The sequence below is a fragment of the Rhizobacter sp. genome (assembly GCF_032229685.1).
In the GTDB taxonomy this organism is placed as follows: domain Bacteria; phylum Pseudomonadota; class Gammaproteobacteria; order Burkholderiales; family Burkholderiaceae_C; genus LMDS01.
Window position 1 is genome coordinate 159,555 of sequence record NZ_JAVTWP010000038.1, and the last position, 22,407, is coordinate 181,961.

Here is a 22,407-nt window from a genome sequence, read left to right on the forward strand (position 1 = left end):
CATGACCGCAAAGATACGAACCCGCATCGCGCCGTCACCGACCGGCTTTCTGCACCTGGGCACGGCGCGCACGGCCTTGTTCTCGTGGGCCTACGCGCGCCACTTCGGTGGAGAGTTCGTGCTGCGCATCGAAGACACCGACGTGGCGCGCACGACGCAAGACTCTGTCGACCAGATCCTCGCGTCAATGAACTGGCTGGGTCTGGCTTACGACGAAGGGCCGATCTACCAGATGCAGCGGCTGGAACGCTACAACGCCGTGATCGCGCAGATGCTTGCGGCCGGTACGGCCTACCACTGCTATTGCACGCCGCAAGAGCTCGACGACATGCGCGAAGCGCAGCGGGCTCGGGGAGAGAAGACGCACTACGACGGACGTTGGCGCCCCGAGCCGGGAAAGGTCTTGCCCGTGGTGCCGACAGGTGTGCAGCCGGTGGTGCGCTTTCGCAACCCGATCGATGGCGACGTGACCTGGAACGACCTGGTGAAGGGCCCGATCACGATCAACAACCGCGAGATCGACGACTTGATCATCGTGCGGCCCGACGGTGTGCCCACCTACAACTTCTGCGTGGTCGTCGACGACTGGGACATGAACATCAGCCACGTGTTCCGGGGTGACGAGCATGTCAACAACACGCCCTGGCAGATCAACATCTTCAACGCGCTGGGGGCGCCACTGCCGTTGTTCGGCCACGTGCCGGTCATTCTGGGTGATGACGGGCAGAAACTGTCGAAGCGGCGTGGCGCGGTCAGCGTCACCGCCTACGAAGAAGCAGGCTACCTGCCCGAAGCGATGCTGAACTACCTGGCGCGCCTGGGCTGGAGCCATGGTGACGACGAGCTCTTCAGCCGCGAGCAACTGGTGCAGTGGTTCGATGGCGAGCATTTGTCGAAGAGCCCGGCGCAGTGGGACCCGGCCAAGCTGGCCTGGGTGAACGCGCACTACATCAAGCAGATCGACGAGGCGCGTCTGGCCCGGCTTGTCGAGGCACAGTTGGCTCGACGAGGCATCGATGCGGGGCGGGGCGACCATGTCCAGCGTTTGTGCGCGCTCTTCAAGGACCGCTGTTCGACAATCGTCGAGATTGCCGACTGGGCCGGCATGTATTTCGTTGACGTGCGCCCGTCGGTCGAAGACCTGGCTGCCCATGTGACCGATGCGGTGCGGCCTGCTCTTGCGACATTGGGGCTGAAGCTCGAAACCGCGGAGTGGAGCCGCGCCGGCATCGCTCTGGCCATCAAGGAAACGCTGGCTGCCCACGGCCTGAAGATGCCGGTGTTGGCGCATGCCGCGCGCGTGCTGGTGTGCGGTCGAGCGCAGACACCGTCGCTCGACGCGGTGCTCGAACTCTTCGCACGCGAGACCGTGCTTCTGCGTTTGCAGAGGGCCTGAAAAGCTGGCTATAATCGTAGTCTCGCTTGAAACTGCGATGGCTGAACCGGATTGTGTTTTTGCTTGAGCCCGATGGGCTTTGGCAGCAAAGAATCGGGGGTATAGCTCAGCTGGGAGAGCGCTTGCATGGCATGCAAGAGGTCAGCGGTTCGATCCCGCTTACCTCCACCACATGGCCGGGTCGGCACAGCGCAGTTCAAGTAGCGAAGAAAGTTTGAAGTCCCCTTCGTCTAGAGGCCTAGGACACCACCCTTTCACGGTGATTACAGGGGTTCGAATCCCCTAGGGGACGCCAAGTTCGTGGCACTTGCGCAGCGATGCGGAAGCCACATGGAGTGGTAGTTCAGTTGGTTAGAATACCGGCCTGTCACGCCGGGGGTCGCGGGTTCGAGTCCCGTCCACTCCGCCAACAAGATGAAAAACGGGCCCTCGGGCCCGTTTTTCATGGTGTGCCGGCGCTCAGACGCTGTCTTCGGCAGCGCTTTTCGCCTGCGGAAGCCATTCGGCCAAGTGAGCCGCAATGCGCTCGGCCGCGCGGCCGTCCCACAAGGCTGGAATCTGGCTGCGCTTGCCACCGTTGAACAGGCAGTCCCAGACTGCTCGAGTCGCCAGCGCTCGGCTGTTTCCGACGGGCACCGTGCCGCCGATGGCCGCAGTCTCCATGCGCTGCGGATACAGGCCCAGCATCAGGCACGGAATGCCCAGGGCTGACGCTTCTTCCTGCAGGTTCCACGAGTCCGTCAGAACACAGGTGGCGTTGCGCAGCAGCTCCACGTAAGGGGCATAGGCCTGCACCGGGATGCAGGCAATGCGCTCACGCGCAATGAACGAGTCGAGCCGAAGTTTCTTGAGTTGGTCTTCGATGCGTGCGTGCAAGGGCCAGATCAAGGGCACGTCCCTGCTCACGTCCTTCAGGATGGACACCAGTTCTGACAGGTTCTGGCTGTCACCCACGTTGACACGCTTGTTCAGCACGACCAGCGCGTAGCCATTCCGATCGGCGACGAAGGACTTCGGCATGCCGACGGGCATGCCGGAAGGCGGCGACGCGATCAGCTTGCGAAGAGCTGTGTGCAGCGAATCGACCAGCAAGGTGCCCACGCAGTGAATGCGCGCCGCGGCTACGCCTTCTGTGGCCAGGGTCGCTGCTGCTTCGGCTTCGCAGGTGTAGAGCACGTCGGCGAGGTCGTCGGTCAGTTTGCGGGTCATGTCGGCGGCGGCGGAGCCATCGCTTGCACGCTGCCCGGCCCCGATGTGCACGACCGGCAGGTCCTTTCGTCGCGCAACCAGACCACAAGCCAGAGCGGCATCGCTGCCGTCGATCACCACCACTGCGCGAGGCTGGCTGTGGTCGATCACGAACTCGAACTTCTTCATGAGCTCGGCAGCCTGCTCCGCGTAGGTGCCACCCGTCACGTCGAGATTGACGACGCTGCTGGCGACCGCCAGGCTGTTGAAGAGATCAGGGTTGAGCTCGAGGGCATTGTTGCGATAGACACGCACGAGCTTGGCTGCAGGCAGGTCCGAGCGCTCGGCGATCGCATTCAGCAGCGGGGCCATCTTGATGTGGTCGCTGTGACCGCCGACCACGCACAGCAGCGGGCCCTGCTGGCGCGCCGGGTTGCGTTCGACAGGACGCGAATGCCCGAAAGCCGGAATCGGCTGATCCGGGCTGACGGGGATCGATGCGTCGGCCACACGTGGCACGTCTCGGTCTGCTGCCGGCGCAGCGATCACGGGCGGGTCGAGGCCGTCATCGGGGTCTCCGATCTCGACACGCAGGTCACGTGCCGTCTGCGCCACGGTGGCAGCGTCGATCTGCGTTTGCTGGGTGAGGAACCGCGAGAGCATCAGGCGGTTGCAGAGCAGGTTGATCTTGCGGGGAACACCCTCCGTCCAGCGAAACACTTCATCGAACGCAGCGGCATCGAATCCCGGGTTGCCGGTCCAGCCCACCCTGCGCAGGCGGTGTTCGATGTAGCTGCCGGTTTCAGACTGGTCGATCGGACCCAGGTGGCACGAGACAACGATGCGCTCGCCCAGGTGTCGGAGCTGCGGCGATGCGACGATGTCTCGCAACTCCGGCTGGCCGACGAGGCAGATCTGCAGCGCAGCTTCATCGCCCGAGCCCGGCGTGGTCAGGGCGACCAGTTGTTCGAACGCCGCCTGGTGGAGGTTCTGGGCCTCGTCCACGATCAGGACCGCGCGACGCTGCTCGCGCGACAGCGAGACGAGGAACTGCCGAACCGTCGCAGCCAGGTCGGTTTCGGGCCCGTGCTCGCCAGTGACGCCAAAGGCGAACAGGATCGCGCCGAGCAACTCATCGGCCTGCAGTTGGGTGCTCAAGACCTGCGCCACGGCGACGCTGGCCGGGTCGAGCTCTGCCAGCAGGGTGCGCACGAGCGTCGTCTTGCCCGCGCCGATTTCTCCGCTGACCACCACGAAGCCCGAGCCCTTGGTCAACCCGCGCCGGAACTCGACGAGCGCATGGTGGTGCCCGTGGCTGTCGAAATAGAAGCTCGGATCGGGCGTGAGCTGAAACGGCGGGCCCGTGATGCCGAAATGCGATTCGTACATTCGTGACCTACTCGTTCACGAGCCGCAAGGGCCTGTAGCCCGGCTTCCGGGGTGTCGCCCCGGAGGCTGGATTCAAATCGTATGAATGGTCGGCGAGCATTTGTCTCCAGTATGCCAAGCTCCCTGGTACCGGGCGGGCATCCACTGCGGCATGGCGACGCCGCGCAGGCAAGTGTTGCAAGACGCAGCCGAAGAGTCGTGGCCCATGCGCCTGATCCACTTCAGCCCAGCGCCTGACAAATGGTCGATGACTTCCGTCACCTGGCCCGCCTTCTTGGAGCGTTTGCGCCGCCAAATCACAACAAGTTGGCAGGTCAGGAGGTCCAACCCCCAACTGAGGGGGATGCGCCCGCACGGGCCGCTGCATAGACTTTCTCCATCCCGAGCCAAGCCAATTGGCGTGCTTGTTACAGATTTCTGACATGCGCTACACGGCTGCAAACCTTGCAGCCCTTCATGAAGGTCACGAACGTGAAAGTTTTTGAGCACTACGTACCGATTGCAACCTTGCTCGAACTGCTGGCTGACAGCATTCTGTGCTTCGTTGCCGTCCTGCTGGCCGTGACGCTTCTGCCGGGGAGCGCGGAGCACTCGGTGCCATTGTCGCAAGTGATGTTCCCGGCGGCCGTGTTCGCCGCTGTCATGTCGCTGCTGTTCTCGTTTGTCGGCCTGTACCGCCGTGGTGCCATCACCGTCAGCCTGCGGGCGAGCTTCGGCCGTGCGCTCGTTGCTCTGTTCATGGGCTCCTGCATTGCCTACTTCGCGCTGCGCGCAGAGGGAAGCCTCGACTACGCACTTCCGCTGGCGGCCTACGCGTTGCCGATGATGGCTTTTGGCGTTATCGCGGTTCGCAGTGTCGTGCATGTGGCACGCCGCGCGTCGGTCGGGGCTCGCCGGGTGTTGATCGTCGGTACCGGCGATGAGGCTCAAAGCGTCGCGACCGACCTGGGCGCCACCGGTTCGGCTCGCCGCACGATCGTCGGCTTCTACCCGACTTCGACAGACAACGCACCGGCTGGCTCGCAGGCTCTCGCTGCGCCGGTGTTCGCCAAAGGGCTCTCGATCGACGAAGTGGTGCAGAAGTACCGTGTCGACGAGGTGATCGTCGCCGTGCGCGAGCAGCGCGGTGGTGGTGTGCCGATGGACCAATTGCTGGCTTGCCGCATCCGCGGCATTCCGGTGCTCGATCTCGCCGGCTTCTTCGAGCGCGCGAAGGGCGAAGTGCCCACCGACAGCTTGAAGGCGAGCTGGCTCGTCTACGGCCACGGTTTCGTTCAGGGCGGCCTGCGGACTCTCGTCAAGCGGATCTTCGACTTGATCTCGTCGTCGATCCTCCTGATCATCGCGTCGCCCGTGATCGTATTGACCGCGATCGCCATCAAGCTGGAAAGCCACGGCCCGATCATCTACCGCCAGGAGCGCGTTGGCCTGGGTGGCCGGTCGTTCATGTGCCTCAAGTTCCGCAGCATGAGCACCGACGCCGAGAAAGACGGTGTGGCGCGCTGGGCCACCAAGAACGACTCGCGTGTGACCCGCGTCGGGGCCTTCATCCGCAAGATGCGCATCGACGAGCTGCCGCAGCTGATCAGCGTGCTCAAGGGCGAGATGAGTCTTGTGGGCCCGCGTCCCGAGCGGCCCAGCTTCGTCGCCCAGTTGAAGGAACAGATCCCGTTCTACGACATCCGGCACAGTGTGAAGCCGGGCGTGACTGGCTGGGCACAAGTGCGGTACAGCTACGGCGCCTCGGTTGAAGACGCTCGTCGGAAGCACCAGTTCGACCTGTACTACGTCAAGAACAACTCGCTGTTCCTTGACCTGCTGGTTCTGGTCGAAACCGTCAGTGTCGTGCTGTTCCGCGAAGGCGCGCACTGACGTCTGATCGCCGGCAGCCATCGACCTGTTCAGAGGTTAAGGTGGTCGATCAGATCCTTGGCAAGCGTGGGTTCTGGCCTGCCGAGCCGAGCTCACGCTGACGGGCCTCCGAGCCGTTGCACGATCGGTGTGAAGCTGACTGGTATTGCAGGTCAATAGCGGCAATCTGGTTGCGGGCCTCGTCCCGTCTCACCGCTGCGGCCAGTCACCACCGTGTCCCCAAGTCGAAATTCGAGTCGCGAACTGCGACTTCGTGGGGTGTTGCTGCTGCTTTTTTTCGTAGAAAGTATGCGAGCATAGAAACCTGTTCAGGAGAATGCATCATGGGTAGATTGCTGGGAAACTTCGGGAAATTTAGCTGTTTTGCCGTCCTCGGCTCGGTGCTTGTTTCCATGCTCGCAGGTTGCTCCACGACCGGCAGCTATCCACCGGCGCCGCAGGCAGTCGACGCGCCGAGCCTTCGATACAAGATCGGGCCGCTCGATACCTTGAATGTCGTTGTCTGGCGCAACCCCGAGTTGTCCGGGCCGGTGACGGTCAGGCCCGACGGCTTCATCTCGATGCCCCTGATCGGTGAGCTCCAGGCTGCGGGCAAGAGCCCCTCCGACTTGTCTTTGGCCGCCCGTGCAGCGCTCTCGAAGCTGGTGGTCGATCCCGTGGTCAGCGTGGTGGTGACCGGTTTCCAGGGCGTCTACTCCGAGCAGATTCGCATCGTGGGCGAGGCGGCGCGCCCGCAGGCGGTGGCTTACCGCCAAGACATGACCTTGCTCGACGTGATGATCCAAGTGGGCGGAATGACCGATTTCGCTGATGGCAACGGTGCAGTGCTCATTCGCGGCTCGAATGGCGGCAAACAATACAGCCTGCGCCTGAAAGACCTGCTGAAGCGAGGCGACATTTCGGCCAATGTGGCCGTCATGCCCGGTGACATCGTCATGGTGCCGCAGAGTTGGTTCTGAAGCCATTCAACTGCCGACAGATGCTGTGCCTGTGGCTGGCGTGCTCGCGAGCGGTTCTTGCAGGCCGATGAGACTGGAACAGTGTCATGAATGATGGAGTGAACGCTCTGGTTGGCAAAGCGAGGTGGGTCGTTCGATCCACCTGGCGGCGCCGTTGGGTCGCTGTCTCGGTGGCCTGGGGCGTTGCGATTCTCTGTGCGCTGGCCATTTCTGTCGTGCCCGAGCGGTTCGAGGCGTCTTCGAGAATCTATGTCGACACGCAGACGGTGCTGAAGCCTCTGATGCGGGATCTGGCGTTCCAGCCCGACATCGACCAGCAGGTGCGCATGCTGGCAAGAACCCTCATTTCCCGACCCAATGTCGGGCGCCTGGTCGACCAACCCGAATTGGGCTTTACCTTCAACAGCGCCAAGGAACGCGAGGCGACGCTGAACCGGCTGATGGACCAGATCAAGGTCGTCGCCGCGGAGCGCGGAAATCTGTACTCGATTTCTTACCGCGATGCCAGCCCGGAACAAGCACGCAAGATCGTCGAAGCAGCGGTTGCGCTGTTTGTCAGAGCGGGAACCGACGGCAAACGGCACGATTCCGCCGACGCGGGGCACTTCATCGAAGAGCAGATCCGCACCAACGAAGCCAAACTGGTCGAGGCCGAGAATCGGCTGAAGGAATTCAAGCTCCGCAACTTTGGAGTGTCTGGCGTTTCGAATCAGGACTACTTCGCGCGCATGTCGACGCTTTCCGATGAAGTCACGAAGCTGCGCAACGACCTTCGCGCGGCCGAGCAGTCGCGAGACTCTTACCGCCGCGAGCTGACCGCCGAAGATCCGCAGCTGCCTGCCGAAGCGCCTGTGGTCGTCACACCGCCGGTGGTTTCAGAAATCGACGCCCGGCTCGAATCGCAACACAGGCAACTCGATGACCTGTTGCGCAGGTTCACCGACGAGCACCCCGACGTGATCAATGCCAGGCGTCTCGTGGCGCAGCTTGAAAAGCTCAAGCGCCAGGAAACGGAGGCCAAGGCACGTGAAAACCGCGGGCAGGCAAGAGGCACCGCCGCGACCAGCCCGGTCTACCAGCGGATCCGTGTCTCCCTGGCCGAAGCCGAGGCGCAGGTGGCGTCTCTTCGTTCGCAGCTCGCTGCGCAGCAAGACCGTTTGGCCCAGGTCAGGGCCTTGGCCGGCCGGATGCCGCAGGTCGAGGCGGAGTTCGCGCAACTCAACCGCGACTACGACGTGATGCGTCGCAATTTCGATCAATTGGTGGCGCGTCGGGAGTCGGCGTCATTGGGCGTGAAGCTCGACGAGTCTTCGCAGCTGGCGGAGTTCAGGGTCGTGGAGCCTCCTCGGGTCTCGCCGACGCCGGTTTTCCCAGGGAGGCTGCATCTGGCGGGAGCTGCCGTGTTGCTGGCCCTGGCGGCCGGTGTGGCGGCGGCGCTGGCGCTCGACCTGCTGCGTCCGACGCTCGACGACGCAAAGGCTCTCGAGCAGATTTCGGGGCGCCCCGTCTTGGGTTCTGTGTCTTTGTCCAAGACCTTGGCCTCGCAGCTAGGAGCGAGGAAAGACCGACTCCGTATCGCCGGAGCCACGGCGCTCCTGTTCACCTTTCAGGTGGGCTGGGTGAGCTGGTTCGTGGTTCGCTCGCTGGCGCGTTGAGGACAAAGCATGAGCATCATCGAGCAAGCGGCGAAGCGCCTTGAACAGCTGGAGCGGGCTGGCGTCACTGTTCCCTGGTCGAGTGCCAGGGCAGGCAAGGCGGGTGAGCCGGCCCAGGCAGGCACCCTTCAGGATGCAGCGAAACAAGCCATGGCGGCACGGTCAGCGGCACCCGCCGTGTCCGACCTTCGCAGCGCCCGAGGCGCGTCGGTTGCAGCAGTCGCTGAGAACTTCCCCCGGCCCCGGATCGAACCGGCCACGAAGGTGTCGATCGACCTCGAGATGTTGCGTTCGGCCGGTTACCTCGTGCCGGACCAGGTTCGTTCCGAAATGGCGGAACAGTTCCGGCATCTGAAGCGGCCGCTGCTCAAGAACGCGCGGGCCGGCACCGAGGCCTCGGCGTTCCGCGAGTCGCTGATCATGGTCACGAGTGCCTTGCCGGGAGAGGGCAAGACCTTCTGCTCGATCAACCTGGCGATGAGCATGGCCATGGAGGTCGACAAGGCGGTCGTGCTGGTCGACGCCGACGTGATCCGGCCCAGCGTGTTCACCAGGCTCGGTATCGATGCGAAACCACCGGGCCTGCTCGACCTGCTGGGCCGTGACGATGTCAGTCTTCAAGACGCTCTGGTGGCCACCAACGTACCCGGGCTTTCGCTGATGGGCGCGGGTGAACGCAATGAACGCTCGACCGAATTGTTTGCCAGCGCCCCGATGGACCGCCTGTTGACCTTGCTGGCCTCCGAGTACGCCGACCACGTCGTGATCTTCGACGCCCCGCCGATCCTGCTCACGACCGAATCGCCCGTGCTTTCTTCCAAAGTGGGGCAGGTCGTGGTGGTGGTCGAAGCGTCCAGAACCGAGCGCGGCGCGGTACAGCAGGCTTTTGCCGCGCTGCGCAACTGTCCGGTCGTGATGTCGGTGCTCAACAAGTGCGACGCACCCGCTGACGGTCGGCGTTACGGGTACTACTACGAATGAGACTGGTGGTTGCAGCGTCGCCGATTCGTGGCCAAGCGGGGTTCCGTCGCTTCGGGAATGGGCGCACGTGCGGGTGGCTGCTGGCGACCGCCATGGTGCCGACCGTCGCTCAAGCCCAGATCTGGACCACGCAAGCCACGGTGCAGGCGACTCTCACCGCCACCAACAATGCCGAGCTGACGGCGAGTGGCAGTGATCGCAAGGACCTCATCACCACGGTACAGCCGACCTTTTCGATTGCCGGCGAAAGCCCGGCGCTGCGCCTCAACGCGCGCATCGGTGCCGACCTGGTCAACTACGCCCGGCACAGCCAACCCAACAGGGTTGCTCCGGTCATCCGTGCGGACCTGAACGCGACCTTGGCGGAACGGCTCTTCTTTCTGGATTCGTCGGTCGATGTGCACCAGGCAGAAGTCGATCCCTATTCGTCCCGAGCAGAAAACAACACCACATCGAATCGGCGCACCTCGTCGACCTACCGGATCAGCCCGTATCTGAACTACGAGTTCTCGCCGCAAACGTCGGTGCTCGCCCGCCACGAAGAAGCGATTTCACGCTCCGACTCCGAGCTCCTCACGAACCAGCGCTTCTCGACTTCGCAACTGCGGGCTGAATATAAGAGTGCCCCGTTCGGCGGTTACGTGACGGTGTTGAAAGACGAAACGCGCTTCACCGACCGCACCGAAAGCAACTGGTCGCTCGAATCGTTCAAGGTTTCTGGCGATGTGTTGATTGGCGGTGAGCTGGCCCTGGGCCCGAGCGTCGGCGCCGAGCGCAGCAAGTTTCTGCTCGAAGACCAGAGCGACACCGTCTACGGCGCTCACGTGCGCTGGAATCCAGGCGAGCGTACCCAACTGCTGGCCGAGGTCGAAAGGCGCTTCTTCGGAACCGGCTGGGACCTGAGCCTTCGCCACCGCACGCCGTTCATGACCTTCGCGCTGTTGTGGAACCGTGCGCCAGTGACCTCGACCACCTCGGTGGGCGTTGTGCCCGCAGGCGCCGACCTCAGCGCGTTCCTCGGTTCGATCCTGACCACGCGTTACCCGAACCCGGCCGAGCGAAGCGCCTTCGTCAGCAACCTGATCGCCACGCGCGGGCTGAACACCAACGTGGCTGGCGCGATCGACATCATGGCCAACTACGCCCAACTGCAGAATCGTGCGAGCGGCACGTGGGTTCTGCTCGGGGCGCGCAACACGGTCACGCTGTCGGTGTACCGCCAGACGCTGCGGCAGCTCACGCGCCCCGACAGTGTGATCACCGGCATGGCCCCGGCCGGGTCCGACAACCAGCAGACCGGTGCCACGCTCTCGTTCAACCGCCGCCTGACGCCGCAAATGTCTGTCGACCTGACCTCCACGACGTCGAAGATCCGCGGGCTCGCCTTGCGAGAAGGCGACGTGACCGATCAGCAGACCCACCGACTCTCGGTCACCCGGTCGATGTCGGCACGCTCCACGGTGTCGGCGGGGCTCCAGTACACCAAGTTCGACACCACCCTCGTGGGGCTCGATTCGTACACGGCGATCGCGGCGTTCGTCGGTCTCAATCACCGCTTCTGACGCGCCGATGTTCGAGCCTTTCTACGGCCTGCAAGCCGCTCCTTTTCAACTCAGCCCCGATCCCAGCTTCTATTTCGAGAGTCGCGGCCACGGGCATGCGCTGTCGTACCTGAAGTTCGGCGTCTACCAGCAAGAAGGCTTCATTGTCGTCACCGGCGAGATCGGTGCGGGCAAGACGACTCTCGTGCGAACACTGTTGCAGGGCCTCGACCCGGAGCAGGTGGTGGCGGCACAAGTGGTGAACACGCAGCTCAACGAAGGCGAACTGCTGGCATCGATCTGCAACGCCTTCGGCGTGCCGGTTCAAGGAACATCCAAGGCGCAGCTGGTCTCCACGCTCGAGGCGTTCTTCACCGTGGTGGCCGCCGAAGGCCGACGAGCGCTTCTGGTTGTCGACGAGGCGCAGAACCTCGGGCGGCGCGAGATCGAAGAACTGCGCATGTTGTCGAACTTCCAGCTCGGCAACCACGCGCTGCTGCAGAGCTTTCTCGTCGGGCAACCCGAGCTGCGCCACATGCTCGGCTCGGCCTCGATGGAACAACTGCGCCAGCGGGTGATCGCTTCATGCCACCTCGGGCCGCTCACGCAGGACGAAACGCGGGCTTATGTTCAGCACCGCCTGCGCCACGCTGGTTGGGACGAAAAGCCGATCTTCGATGACGGTGCGTTCGCCAAGATCTTCGAGTTTTCGGGCGGCATCCCGCGTCGCATCAACCTGCTGTGTTCGCGGGCATTGCTGGCGGGGTTCATCGCGTCACAGCGGCTCATCGGCGCTGCGGTCGTCACCTCGACGGCCGAAGACCTTCAGGCCGAGCTCGGCCCGAGCCGTGTTGCCGTTCCGGGCTGACGGGCACGCCTGAGGCCGCCCGCGCCCCGCGTGGCGCGGAGCAAGGCCGCGCGCCGCGGCCTCTTCAGTTGCAGTTTGCCAGCCCGCTGATCCACTGCCGCAGCAGCGCCACGCCATTGGCGTCGACCACATGGCTGCCGATCGGTGGCATTTGCACCAACGGATCGCGGCTGTTGGCCCGCGCCAGCAAGACCGAGCTGTCGGGCAGGCCCGGCGCGACGATCTTTGCGTTGGGCAGGCTCAAGCTGCCCTTGGTCGGGTCGACGTTGCAGGTGCCGGTCTGGGCCAACGCGGTCGTGGCCAGCAGGTTCAGGCCCACGCCGGTGGCGCCGCCCGGCCGGTGGCACATCGCGCAGTTGGTGTGCAGGTAGGCGCGGGCGCGCAGGTCCACACTGTCGGTGCCGAACGGGTTGGCCAGTTTGGCTTGCGCCGCCGGGTTCGTGATCTGCGGTGTGAGCATCGCGATGGCCGGCGCACTCAGCGTGCTCAACTGGTGTGCGTTGATGCCTGTCTGCGAGTACGTGAAGTTCTTGTTGAGCTGCTGGGTCTCCAGACCGAGGCTGAAGCCGGCTGCCGAGGTGTGGCACTGCAGGCACTGTGCGCGGCTCGGGTACGACCAGACCTGGTTGGCCAGCTGCTTTTCCTTGCCGCCGACCGCCACGAGCGTGGCATCGGTCTGCCCGGCGTTCCACTCGTAGGAATAGCCGGCCCAGTCGCCGTTCGACTGGCGCATGAGCAAGCGCGTCTCGATCATCACGCCACCGAGCCGGAAGTTCTTGACGATCACGCTGCGCAGCGGCACGGCCCAGTCGCCGTCGCTGCCGGGGGTGAACGAGGCGGAATTGCTCGGCAGCGCGAAGAATCGGTCCTTGTCGGCGCCGTCGGACCAGAACGGCGCGTTGATGTCGTAGCCCACCATGCCCGGGGCGGGCAGCTTGGGGTCGCTGCTGCTCATGCAGCCCGTTGCCGACAAGAGTGTGGGCACGACCGGCGTGCCGCCGCCGCTGCCGTTCGAGAACACCAGCTTGTAGATGCCACCGCCGTAGTCGAGGGCGAACAATTCGCCGTCGCTGCCTTCGCCGAAAGACGAGACGTTGATCGAGCTGGTGGCGTAAGGCGCGATCAACTGGCGCGCGGTGTAGGAGCCACCCGAACCGGAGATCACCGCGCCGAACATCTTGCTCGCGAAGTCGCCGAAGATGTACTGGCCGGCCAGGTCCGTCGTCTGCGTGCCGCGGTAAACGTAGCCGCCGGTGATGGCCTGCGCGTCGCTGCGGGGCACGGCGTAGATCGGGTTGGTCAAACCGGCCGTGTTGCAGCCACTGGTCACGCAGGCTGCACCTTCCATGATCGGCCAGCCGTAGTTGCCGTTGCGGGTGACGAGGTTCACTTCTTCGAAGCTGCCCCAGCCCACGTCGGCGACCCACAGGTTGCCGTTGACCTTGTCGAAGCTCCAGCGCCACGGGTTGCGCAGGCCGCGTGCCCACACCTCGGGGCAGTTGGCGCTGCCGCGGCCGGTGGCGTTGCACAAGCCATTGCCCACGTTCGGGTTGGTCGACGGAATGGAATAGGGCACGCTGCCGGTGGTGCCATTGGGGTCGATGCGAATCATCTTGCCGAACAGGTACTTGTCGTCCTGCGCTTGCGGATTCGGATCGCCACCGCCATCGCCGAAGCCGATGTAGAGGTAACCGTCGGGGCCGAAGGCCATGTTGCCGCCGTTGTGGTTGCTGTCGAGCTTGTCCAGACCGAGCAGCACGACGCGGCTGGCGGTCGTGGCCGAGGTCGCGCTCGCGTTCGCGGTGAAGCGCGCCACGGTCGAGCGCAGCCGGTAGTTCGTGTTTGGCGACGCGCTGTAGAACAAGTAGAAGTTCTGGTTCTTGCCGGCCCCGGTGCCGAAGTTCGGGTCGAAGGCCATGCCCAGGAGCCCGGCCTCTTCTTCACCCGCGGTGACGACCAGCGACGAGATGTCGATGAACACCGACGACGTGCCCGTCGCCGTGTTGTTGGCGAACACACGCACGACGCCACCCTTCTCGACCACGAACCAGCGGGAGCTGTCGTTCGGGGCCTGCAGCATCGCGATCGGCGCGCTGAACGAGAGCGACGCGAAGGTTCGTTGCAGCGTCAGGCTCGCCGTGCTCGTGGTCGGTGGGTCGAACGAGAAGCAGGTCGTGTTGCTCGGCCGCGAGCTCAGGCCGATCGCGGTGCCGGCAGCGAAGGTGGCCGTCACCGAGGCCGCGGCATTCATCGTCACGGTGCAGGTCGAGGTGCCGGTGCAAGCACCGCTCCAGCCGGTGAACACCTGCCCGCTGGTCGGTGTGGCGGCGAGGGTGACGACCTGGCCCTGCGCGAAAGGCGCGGTGCAGGTGGAAGGGCAGGTGATGCCGTTCGGCGACGACCCCACACCGCCCGAGCCATTGACCGTGACCGTGAGGGCGAAGGTCGGCGCAGGGTTTGCCGTGAACGTGGCGGTGGCCGTGGTGGCCGCTGCCATGCTCACCACGCACGTGCCTGTGCCGCTGCAACCTGCGCCGCTCCAGCCTGTGAAGGTCGAACCGGTGCTCGCCGCTGCCGTCAGCGTCACGCTCGTGCCTTGTGCGTAGGGCTCGGTGCAATCGCTGCCACAGTTGATGCCCGCGGGTGCCGACGTGACCGTGCCGGTGCCCGTGCCGCTGCGGGTGACCGTGAGCACACGCGTGATCTGCGTGAAGGTGGCCGTCACGGTGCGTGTGGCGCTCATCGCGACCGTGCAGGTGCCCGTGCCCGTGCAGGCGCCGCTCCAGCCCGAGAAGGTGGCGCCGCTGCTCGGCGTGGCGGTCAGCGTGACCGAAGTGCCTTGCGGGTAGGTTTCGCTGCAATCGGTGCCGCAGTTGATGCCGGCCGTGCTTGACGTGACGGTGCCCGAACCCTGGCGCACGACGGTGAGTGCGAACTGGCCTGTCGCGACCGCCGTGAACGACGCCGTGACGCTGGCCGCCGCATTCATCGTGACCACGCAGGTGCCAGTGCCGGTGCAGCCGGCGCCGCTCCAGCCCGTGAACTGGAACCCGCTGGCGGGCGTGGCGGTGAGGGTGACGTTCGTTCCGGCGGCGAAGGCTTCGGTGCAGTCGCTCGGGCAGGTGATGCCGGCTGGCGCCGAACCGATGCTGCCCGAGCCACTGACCACCGTGGTCAGCGTGAAGGTGGGCGCAGGGTTCAGGGTGAAGTTGGCGATCGCCGTGCGGGTGGCGGTCATCGCCACCGTGCAGGTGCCGGTGCCGGAGCCAGAGCAGACACCGCTCCAGCCCGAGAAGGTGGACCCGGGCTGCGCCGTGGCGGTCAGCGTGACCGAGCTGCCCTGAGGATATTGTTCTGAACAGTCGTTGCCACAAGCAATGCCCGCCGGGTTCGAGGCGACCGAGCCAGCGCCCGTGCCTTGCACGATGACGTTGAGCGCGACCTGCCCGCTCGCGACCGGCGCGAACGTGGCGGTCACGCTGGTGCTGGCGTTCATCACGATGACGCAGCTGCCGCTGCCCGGGCAACCCGCGGCGCTCCAACTGGTGAACTGATAGCCCGCTGCGGGCGCGGCGGTCAGCGTGACCGTGGTGCCGGTGTCGTACGACTCATTGCAATCAGTGCCGCAAGCGATTCCGCCAGGCGCGGAGGTGACCGTGCCCAATCCGGTCAGGTTGACGCTCAGGTCCACCGACTGCGGCGTGGCGTCGGAGCCGCCGCCCCCGCCGCAGCTCGCCAACAGCACCAGCATCAGCGAGGCAACACATCGCTTGGCAAGATCGATCAACATGGATTCACTCGATTCACTGGAAGGGTCGAAACAGGGCTGCATCGCCTCGGGTGGCCGACCCGGGACGACGCCCACGATGATATTCCGGCACCCCCTTCGAGCCGACGCCGAGATAGGGGGCTGACGCGTTTCCGGCAGGCTCAGTTGCAACAACCCGTGGCCGGGCCGAAAGCTATTTCTCGACCCGGATCAGCTGCGCATTGGGCCCGCTCGACAGGATGTACAACCAGCCGTCGGGGCCCTGGCGCACATCGCGGATCTTGTGCAGCAGGCCCGTCACCACGCGCTGCTGCTCCACCACCTTGTGGCCGTCGAGCTTCACGCGCAACAGCGCCTGGCCCCGCAGGGTCGCGATGAAGAGGTCACCTTTCCAGCCCGGGTAGCGGTCGCTGGTCAAGAAGGTCATGCCGCACGGCGCGTTGGAGATCGGCCCCCACCACGTCACGGGTTGTTCCATGCCTTCCTTGGCCGTGCCTTCGCCGATCTTCGCGCTGTCAGCGTATTCGGTGCCATAGGTGATCACGGGCCACCCGTAGTTGCGACCGGGCACGATCACGTTGAGCTCGTCTCCGCCCTGTGGGCCGTGTTCGCTCGCCCAGACCTCCCCGGTGGTGGGATGAATCGCGATGCCTTGCACGTTGCGGTGGCCCACCGACCAGATCTGCGGCAGCGCGCCAGCCGTCGCTGCGAACGGGTTGCCGCTCGGCACGCCGCCCTCGCGGTCGATGCGCACGATCTTTCCGACGGTCGAGTCGAGCCGCTGCACCGCAGGCCGGTTGCCCCGGTCGCCGAGCGTCACGAACAGGTTGCCGTCTGCGGCGAACAAGAGGCGCGAGCCGAAGTGCGAGGCGTCGGTCGACTTGTCGGTCTGGCGAAAGATGACCTTCGCGCCGTCGATCCGGTCGCCGACCAGCCGACCCTTGGCCACAGCTGTTGCACTGGCCCCGGCCGGGCCGTCGGCGGCGGGCTCCGAGAAGCTCCAGTACAGCGTCTGGTTGCGCGCGAAGTCGGGGTCGAGTGCCAAGTCGAGCAGGCCACCTTCACCGCTCGCGAGCACCGGCAACAGGCCGGCCAGCGGTGCGCCCAAACTGCCATCGGCACCGACGAAGCGCATTCGGCCGGGCCGTTCCGTGACGAGCATGCGGCCATCGGGAAGGAACGCCAGGGCCCACGGAAACTCCAGCCCCTTGGCGAGCGTGACGGGCCGCAGGCCCTGCATGTCCATGCGCCGCAGAATCTTCGGTGCCACCCAGGCCGAGACGCCAACGACCGCGGCGGCCGCTGCGATCCCGACCACGAGGCGTCTGCGCGTGGGCATGCTCCAACTCCTTGAATCGACGACGGCGCGAATTGTGCCAAAGCGGCCCGCCAACCGACCCTGGCGCGAAGCGGGTCACGACTTGCGCTGCAGAAGCCTGCCACCCCGCAGATATCATCCAGCGCGACCGGCGCGGGTGGGGGCGATGCGGCCGCCGCCCGGCGCCGCCGGGTGACGCAACAGACTGGAGTGGCTCGTCGGTGAAGCGGTTTTTGTCCACGGTCGGAATCAGCGCAGCGTGCAAGGCAGGGCCCTGCCTTGCGTGAGGGCAGCGTGTCTGCGGTCGCCGTGCGCGACGTCGTCATCGGCAGCCACTCGAAGGTCTGGCAAGCGGTCTCGCGCCACCTCGACGCTGCGCGAACGCCGCCGGTGGCCATCGGGCACCGCGAGCTCGCCGGCTTTGCCTTCACGCCGCGCGACCGGGTCTGGGTGCTCTCGTACTCGCGCTTGCCGGCCGAAAATTCGGCCCTGCTGGAACGGCTCCGCGAAGCCGATGTCGGCGAGGCCGTGTACGTCTCTTCTTCTTCGGTGATCGTGAGCCGGCTCACCGGCTGTTATGAGTACCCGCGCGTCAAGCTGCGCGCCGAGCTCGACGCACTGGCCTTGCCCCGCGCCCGTGTGCTCACGATCGGCCTGATGTACGAAGACCCGTCCGAGCTGCCGGCGGGCGCTGTTATCGCCACCTCTCACGCCGAGCTGGCTGCTTTCATGGCCGCACCCGATTGGCCCGACGATGCGGGGCGGCGCAAGCGGCTGTTCCGCGTTGTCCGGCGCCCATTCAGGCACACGATCGAACGCGCAGCCCATGCGGTTTACGGCGTGCTGCTGCGCGGCGCCGGGCGATTTCCGTGCCTCTTGCGGCCGCTCGACCTGATTCTGCGCACGTTCGGAGCGCGCTGGTACGGCTACGTCTACCTCAGCAACCACCTATGGATTTCGACGACATCGTGATCGGCTCCGGCCTGGCGGCGCTGGGCACGGTACTTGGCCTGCTGGCCGAACGGGGGCGCCGCGTGGCCGTGCTCTGCGGCCCGGCGCAGCCGAGTTTTCTGTACTACGACGAGCGCCAGACCGTGCCTTGTGCGTATCTCGGCGAAGGCGGGCTGGGAAGCCACTGGCACGGGGTGATCCCCACCGGCTGGCGCAACAACTTCGCGGGCGCGAGCGACGCCAGCTTCGACAAGATGCTGCGGCGCTTCTACCCCGACACCGACGCACGCAGCCGGCTCGGTTCGCCGCATCTGTTCGTGCCCTGGCGCCCGGTGCGGCCGGCGCGCGAACTGCGCGAGCTCGTGAAGAGCCATGGCGAGCGCCTGAAGCTGATGGCACAAGCCGCCGACGATCTTCGCTTCGACGAGCGTGGCGTCACGGTCGACACCGCGGGCGGTGTGCTGCGCGCGGCCCGCGCCTGGGTCGCCGCCGGCGTGCTGCACACCCCCAGGCTGCTCGCCCGTTCGCTGGTGCCGCAGGCCTCGCGCGGCCTGGTCTCGGACCATGTCTTCTGCTACGTAGGGCAACTCGACGGGCAACCTGCGCCGTCCATCGCACGCACCCGCCAGGGCTTGTTCTTCCCGGCTGTGTACGACGCGGCGGCGACTGCGCTCTACACCTTGCGCCCGGCCGCGTTCGCCTTCCGGCGGCTCGACCACGGCATCGAACAACGGGCCGTGTTCGGTTTGCCGACCGGCAACGCTCTGGCCAAGATCGCGCGCCGCATGTCACCCGGCTTGCTGGTCGAAGCTTTCTACAACCGCTTCGGCCTGTTCGGCGCTGCGCGTACCCACAGTGTCTACGCCCAGGTGCTGGTGCGTGACGCCTACGACCTCGACGACGGCGCGCGACCGCTGCGCGCGCGCAGCGAACAGATCCGCGCTGCCACCGACGGCGCCCGGCGCGCCCAGCCCTTCGCTGGCCTGCGGCCGTCGCAACGGCCCGAGATCCAACTGCCCGGAATCCACCTGCACCATTCGCTGGACCTGGCGGCACTCGCCCGGGCCGGCGTCAACCAGGCCGGTTCGCCGGTTCAGGTGGTCGACGCTTCGGTGCTGACCGAGATCGGCCCCGACCACCACAGCTTCAAGATGATGCTCTCCGCCCACGAACGCGCCTCGCTGGCTGGCACCACCGGCCCCCAAGCATGACCACCCCATCGCACGACAACCGATCGGGCGCTGGCGCCCTGGGCATCGTCTACTTCGGCAACGAGTGGTTCGCCGAGAACCGCACCAGCAGCCACCACATGGCGCGCCGCCTGGCCGGGCGCGCGCCGCTGCTGTATGTCGACTCGCCCGGCATGCGCCCGCCCTCGGCTTCGGGCCGCGACATCCGCCGCATCTGGCGCAAGCTGTCGCAGGCGATGCGTTTGCCGACGCAGGTCTTGCCGGGCCTGTGGCATTGCACCGTCCCGCAATTGCCCTGGCGCGGGCTGCCCGGGGTGGACCGCCTGAACCGCTGGTTCGGCGCGTGGGCGGTGCGCCGCGCGATGCGCCACGCCGGCATCGACCGCGCCGTGTTGTGGTTCGTGGTGCCGCACCCGAGTTTCATGCTCGACGCGGTGCCGCACGAGCTCGCCATCTACTACTGCATCGACGACTACGCCGCACACCCCGGCGTCGACGCCGAACGGATCCGCGCGTGCGACGCCATGCTCACGACACGCACCGACCATGTGTTCGTCGCACCGCCGGCACTGGTGGCGGCCAAGCAGGCAGTCAACCCGGCCACCAGCTTTTCGCCGCACGGTGTCGACGTCGATCTGTTCGCACTCGCGCAGGCCGCGGCCACGCCGGTGCCGGCGCAGGCCGCCGCGCTCGGGCGCCCGGTGATCGGCTACTTCGGGCTGATCGCCGCGTGGACTGATGTGGGCATGATCGAATGGCTCGCGCAACAGCGGCCCCAGTGGAACTTTCTTCTGGTCGGGCATGCCTCGGTCGATGTGAGTGCGTTGCATCGCCTGCCCAACGTCACCCTGGTCGGGCCGCAGCCCTACGAGACCTTGCCCGGTTGGGCCAAGGCGTTCGACGTGGCGATCATTCCCTACCGCATGAACCAGCAGGTGCGCAACGCCAACCCCTTGAAGCTGCGCGAGTACCTGGCCACCGGCAAGCCGGTGGTGTCGGTGCCCACGCCCGAGGTCGAGCGCTTCAGCGAAGTCTTGAGCGTGGCCGAGAGTCGCGAAGACTTCCTGTCGGCGATCGAATCGGCACTGCGTGAAGAGAACACGGCCGAGCGTGCCGCGCTGCGCATGGCTTCGGTGCGCGAGATGAGCTGGGAGCATCGAGCGCAGGCCTCGTTCGACATCGCGATACGCGCGCTTGCGCACAAGCGCACGGCCCGAGGGGAAAAATAGCGCAAACCCCTAGCTTGGGTGGTGCCTGGTCGGCTGATCGACACGATTCGTTGGGACAATCGCCAGCTTCACTTTCGGGTCGTTTTTTGTCGAGCATGAACAGGATCTGGTCAACGGCGTCATTTCTTTCGGGCAACCTCGTGCGCACACGCGGACCCGCTGCGGGCGCGTCCGTTTACCTCACCTTCGACGACGGCCCGGACCCAGAGCACACCAAGCGGCTGCTCGACCTGCTGGCCCGCCACGATGCCAAGGGCACCTTCTTCCTGATCGGCCGCGCCGCCGAACAATCACCGGCGCTCGTGCGCAGGCTGCTCGACGAAGGCCACGCGATCGGCAACCATTCCATGACGCACCCCAAGATGCGCACACTGGGCACCGCGGCACAGTGGTCCGAGATCGACCGTGCCGACGCCGTTCTGCAGCAGTTCGACGGGCCGAAGCTGCACGCCTTTCGCCCGCCCAACGGCCGTGTGACCACCTCGATCCTGGCCTTCAGCCTGTGGCGCCAGCGGCCACTGGTGTTGTGGACCATCGACAGCCTCGACTACACGCTGTCACCGCAAGGCGTGGTCGAACGGCTCGAGGCCGAGCCCCCCGTCGCCGGCGACGTGATCCTGTTCCATGACGACGGAGGCTGCGCCGGCGACGCGCTCGAAGTGCTGCTTCCCGCCTGGAAGAAGGCCGGCCTGCACTTCCCCGTGCTCGCGTGAAGCGCGTGTCGCGTCTGCGCTCCGTCGGTGGCACGCCTGCATGTTGAATCCGGGGCGCCCCTTCTTCTATCTGCTGCTGTACATCGTCGTGCTGTACATCCGGCCGCAGGAGTACGTGCCTGGGCTGATGGGCACGCCGCTGGTGCCGGTGTCGCTGCTGACCGCGTTCGGGTTCTGGCTGGTGGCACAACCCAAGAACTTCGAGGCGTCACAACACCGGCTGCTGCTCGGGCTGCTGGTGATGATGTCGTTCTCGGTACTGCTGACCGGTTGGGTCACGGGCGCGATCGACGTGGTGACCGAATTCATCCCGACGCTGCTGCTGTTCTACGTGACTGCCACCTCGCTCGACTCGCTGAAGCGCTTTCGCGATCTGTCGATCGTGCTGACCGCGGTGAGCACGGTCATCGCGCTTCACGGCGCCGAGCAGTTCGAGAGCGAACTGGGCATCGGCTGGACCGGCGCGAAGATGATCGAAGAGCGCATCACCTATCTGGGCTTTCTGGGCGACCCCAACGACCTGTCGATGGCATTCCTGATGACGCTGCCGCTCACGCTCTACGTGGCCAAGGTCAGCGGCTCCTTCATCGTGCGAATCGCCTGCTACGCCTCGGCAGCCCTGGTGCTCTACGCGATCTACCTGTGCAATTCGCGCGGCAGCATGCTGGGCTTGCTGGCGATGGTGGGCTTCTATGCGATCCAGCGCTTTGGCTGGGTTCGGAGCGTCGTCGTCGCTCCGGTACTCCTGGTCCCTTTGCTGCTGCTCGCACCGAGCCGGATCTCCGAGATCTCGGCCGACGAAGACTCTGCCGCCGGCCGCATCGACGCCTGGTACGAAGGCTTCGAGATGTTCCGTACGCACCCGCTGTTCGGCGTCGGGAAGGGCCTTTTCACCGACACGCACCCGCTCACGGCCCACAACTCTTTCGTGCTCGCCATCGCCGAACTGGGAACGGTCGGCTACTTCTTCTGGCTGTCGATCTTGATCGTCTCGGGGCTGATGCTGGCGCGCATCTTGCGCGCTGGCACGCCCGCGGAACTGCCGCCGCCGGTGATGCCGCCCGGAACCTACGGCCTTCCGCCGCCTGCGCCGGTCACCAACGTCGACACGACGATGAGCTGGGCCGATCTGCAGCTCGCCGCGCGTGCGCTCGCCTACTCGATGATCGGCTCGCTGGTCACGGCGTTCTTCCTGAGCCGCAGCTACGTGGTGTTCCTGTTCCTGCTCGTGGCCATGATCGTGGCCGTGTACCAGATGGCACGCGCCCGCTGGCCTTCGTTCGCACCGGTGCGGGCGACCGACATGATCGGCAAGCTCATCCTGTTCGACATCGGAAGCATCATCGCGCTGTGGCTTGTCACGCGTGTGTTGCTGAGCTTCTCATGAT

Annotated in this window: 15 protein-coding genes and 3 tRNA genes; 15 read left to right on the forward strand and 3 right to left on the reverse strand. The window is 65.6% G+C overall.

The genetic code is table 11. From position 1 onward, the window contains the following. The first annotated feature begins 1 nt into the window (after position 1). The 4 genes from gltX to AC30PD_RS16900 all read left to right on the forward strand — a co-directional run bounded on the left by gltX (position 2) and on the right by AC30PD_RS16900 (position 1,805). On the forward strand, positions 2-1,396 hold the full coding sequence (gene gltX, locus AC30PD_RS16885; RefSeq protein ID WP_489536830.1) for a glutamate--tRNA ligase: 1,395 nt from the start codon (positions 2-4) through the stop codon (positions 1,394-1,396). Positions 1,397-1,491: 95 nt separating this feature from the next. Continuing rightward, positions 1,492-1,567: transfer RNA gene (locus tag AC30PD_RS16890), tRNA-Ala, on the forward strand. Between the two features lie 48 nt (positions 1,568-1,615). After that, positions 1,616-1,691: transfer RNA gene (locus AC30PD_RS16895), tRNA-Glu, on the forward strand. Positions 1,692-1,728: 37 nt separating this feature from the next. Further along, positions 1,729-1,805: transfer RNA gene (locus tag AC30PD_RS16900), tRNA-Asp, on the forward strand. A 50-nt stretch (positions 1,806-1,855) separates the two neighbouring features. On the opposite strand, the gene AC30PD_RS16905 is transcribed toward AC30PD_RS16900, so the two are convergent. Further along, complete coding sequence (locus tag AC30PD_RS16905) at positions 1,856-3,973, reverse strand: UDP-N-acetylglucosamine 2-epimerase (protein ID WP_489536831.1); 2,118 nt, start codon at positions 3,971-3,973, stop codon at positions 1,856-1,858. A gap of 456 nt (positions 3,974-4,429) precedes the next feature. Here AC30PD_RS16905 and AC30PD_RS16910 point away from each other — a divergent pair, with 456 nt between their 5' ends. The 6 genes from AC30PD_RS16910 to AC30PD_RS16935 all read left to right on the forward strand — a co-directional run bounded on the left by AC30PD_RS16910 (position 4,430) and on the right by AC30PD_RS16935 (position 11,849). Beyond that, on the forward strand, positions 4,430-5,845 hold the full coding sequence (locus tag AC30PD_RS16910) for a sugar transferase (protein ID WP_489536832.1): 1,416 nt from the start codon (positions 4,430-4,432) through the stop codon (positions 5,843-5,845). A gap of 323 nt (positions 5,846-6,168) precedes the next feature. Then, positions 6,169-6,804, forward strand: a complete 636-nt coding sequence (locus AC30PD_RS16915; protein WP_489536833.1) for an XrtA/PEP-CTERM system exopolysaccharide export protein — start codon at positions 6,169-6,171, stop codon at positions 6,802-6,804. Positions 6,805-6,890: 86 nt separating this feature from the next. After that, positions 6,891-8,459, forward strand: coding sequence for an XrtA system polysaccharide chain length determinant (locus AC30PD_RS16920; protein WP_489536834.1), 1,569 nt, complete (start codon positions 6,891-6,893; stop codon positions 8,457-8,459). A 9-nt stretch (positions 8,460-8,468) separates the two neighbouring features. Beyond that, entirely contained in the window at positions 8,469-9,440 is a 972-nt protein-coding gene (locus AC30PD_RS16925) for an XrtA-associated tyrosine autokinase (RefSeq protein WP_489536835.1), read from the forward strand. A gap of 92 nt (positions 9,441-9,532) precedes the next feature. Next, entirely contained in the window at positions 9,533-11,002 is a 1,470-nt protein-coding gene (locus AC30PD_RS16930) for a TIGR03016 family PEP-CTERM system-associated outer membrane protein (RefSeq protein WP_489536836.1), read from the forward strand. A gap of 7 nt (positions 11,003-11,009) precedes the next feature. Then, positions 11,010-11,849: an XrtA/PEP-CTERM system-associated ATPase gene (locus tag AC30PD_RS16935; protein WP_489536837.1), complete on the forward strand. Its 840-nt coding sequence runs from the start codon at positions 11,010-11,012 to the stop codon at positions 11,847-11,849. A gap of 64 nt (positions 11,850-11,913) precedes the next feature. Here AC30PD_RS16935 and AC30PD_RS16940 read toward each other — a convergent pair whose 3' ends face one another. Then, a complete protein-coding gene (locus AC30PD_RS16940) occupies positions 11,914-15,639 on the reverse strand; it encodes an InlB B-repeat-containing protein (protein ID WP_489536838.1) in 3,726 nt (1,241 codons plus the stop codon). Between the two features lie 172 nt (positions 15,640-15,811). Next, positions 15,812-16,957 carry a PQQ-dependent sugar dehydrogenase gene (locus tag AC30PD_RS16945; protein ID WP_489536839.1) on the reverse strand — a complete coding sequence of 382 codons (1,146 nt, stop codon included), beginning with the start codon at positions 16,955-16,957 and terminating at the stop codon, positions 15,812-15,814. 273 nt (positions 16,958-17,230) lie between these two features. On the opposite strand from AC30PD_RS16945, the gene AC30PD_RS16950 reads away from it, so the two are divergent. The 5 genes from AC30PD_RS16950 (at position 17,231) to AC30PD_RS16970 (ending at position 22,406) form a co-directional block, all read left to right on the forward strand. Next, positions 17,231-17,908: a hypothetical protein gene (locus AC30PD_RS16950; protein ID WP_489536840.1), complete on the forward strand. Its 678-nt coding sequence runs from the start codon at positions 17,231-17,233 to the stop codon at positions 17,906-17,908. Beyond that, positions 17,887-19,098, forward strand: a complete 1,212-nt coding sequence (locus tag AC30PD_RS16955) for a hypothetical protein (RefSeq protein ID WP_489536841.1) — start codon at positions 17,887-17,889, stop codon at positions 19,096-19,098. The genes AC30PD_RS16950 and AC30PD_RS16955 overlap by 22 nt, the downstream gene beginning before the upstream one ends. After that, a complete protein-coding gene (locus AC30PD_RS16960; RefSeq protein ID WP_489536842.1) occupies positions 19,095-20,306 on the forward strand; it encodes a glycosyltransferase in 1,212 nt (403 codons plus the stop codon). The genes AC30PD_RS16955 and AC30PD_RS16960 overlap by 4 nt, the downstream gene beginning before the upstream one ends. 140 nt (positions 20,307-20,446) lie before the next feature. Next, positions 20,447-21,019, forward strand: a complete 573-nt coding sequence (locus tag AC30PD_RS16965) for a polysaccharide deacetylase family protein (RefSeq protein WP_489536843.1) — start codon at positions 20,447-20,449, stop codon at positions 21,017-21,019. Between the two features lie 40 nt (positions 21,020-21,059). Further along, on the forward strand, positions 21,060-22,406 hold the full coding sequence (locus AC30PD_RS16970) for an O-antigen ligase family protein (RefSeq protein WP_489536844.1): 1,347 nt from the start codon (positions 21,060-21,062) through the stop codon (positions 22,404-22,406). Position 22,407: the final 1 nt, after the last annotated feature.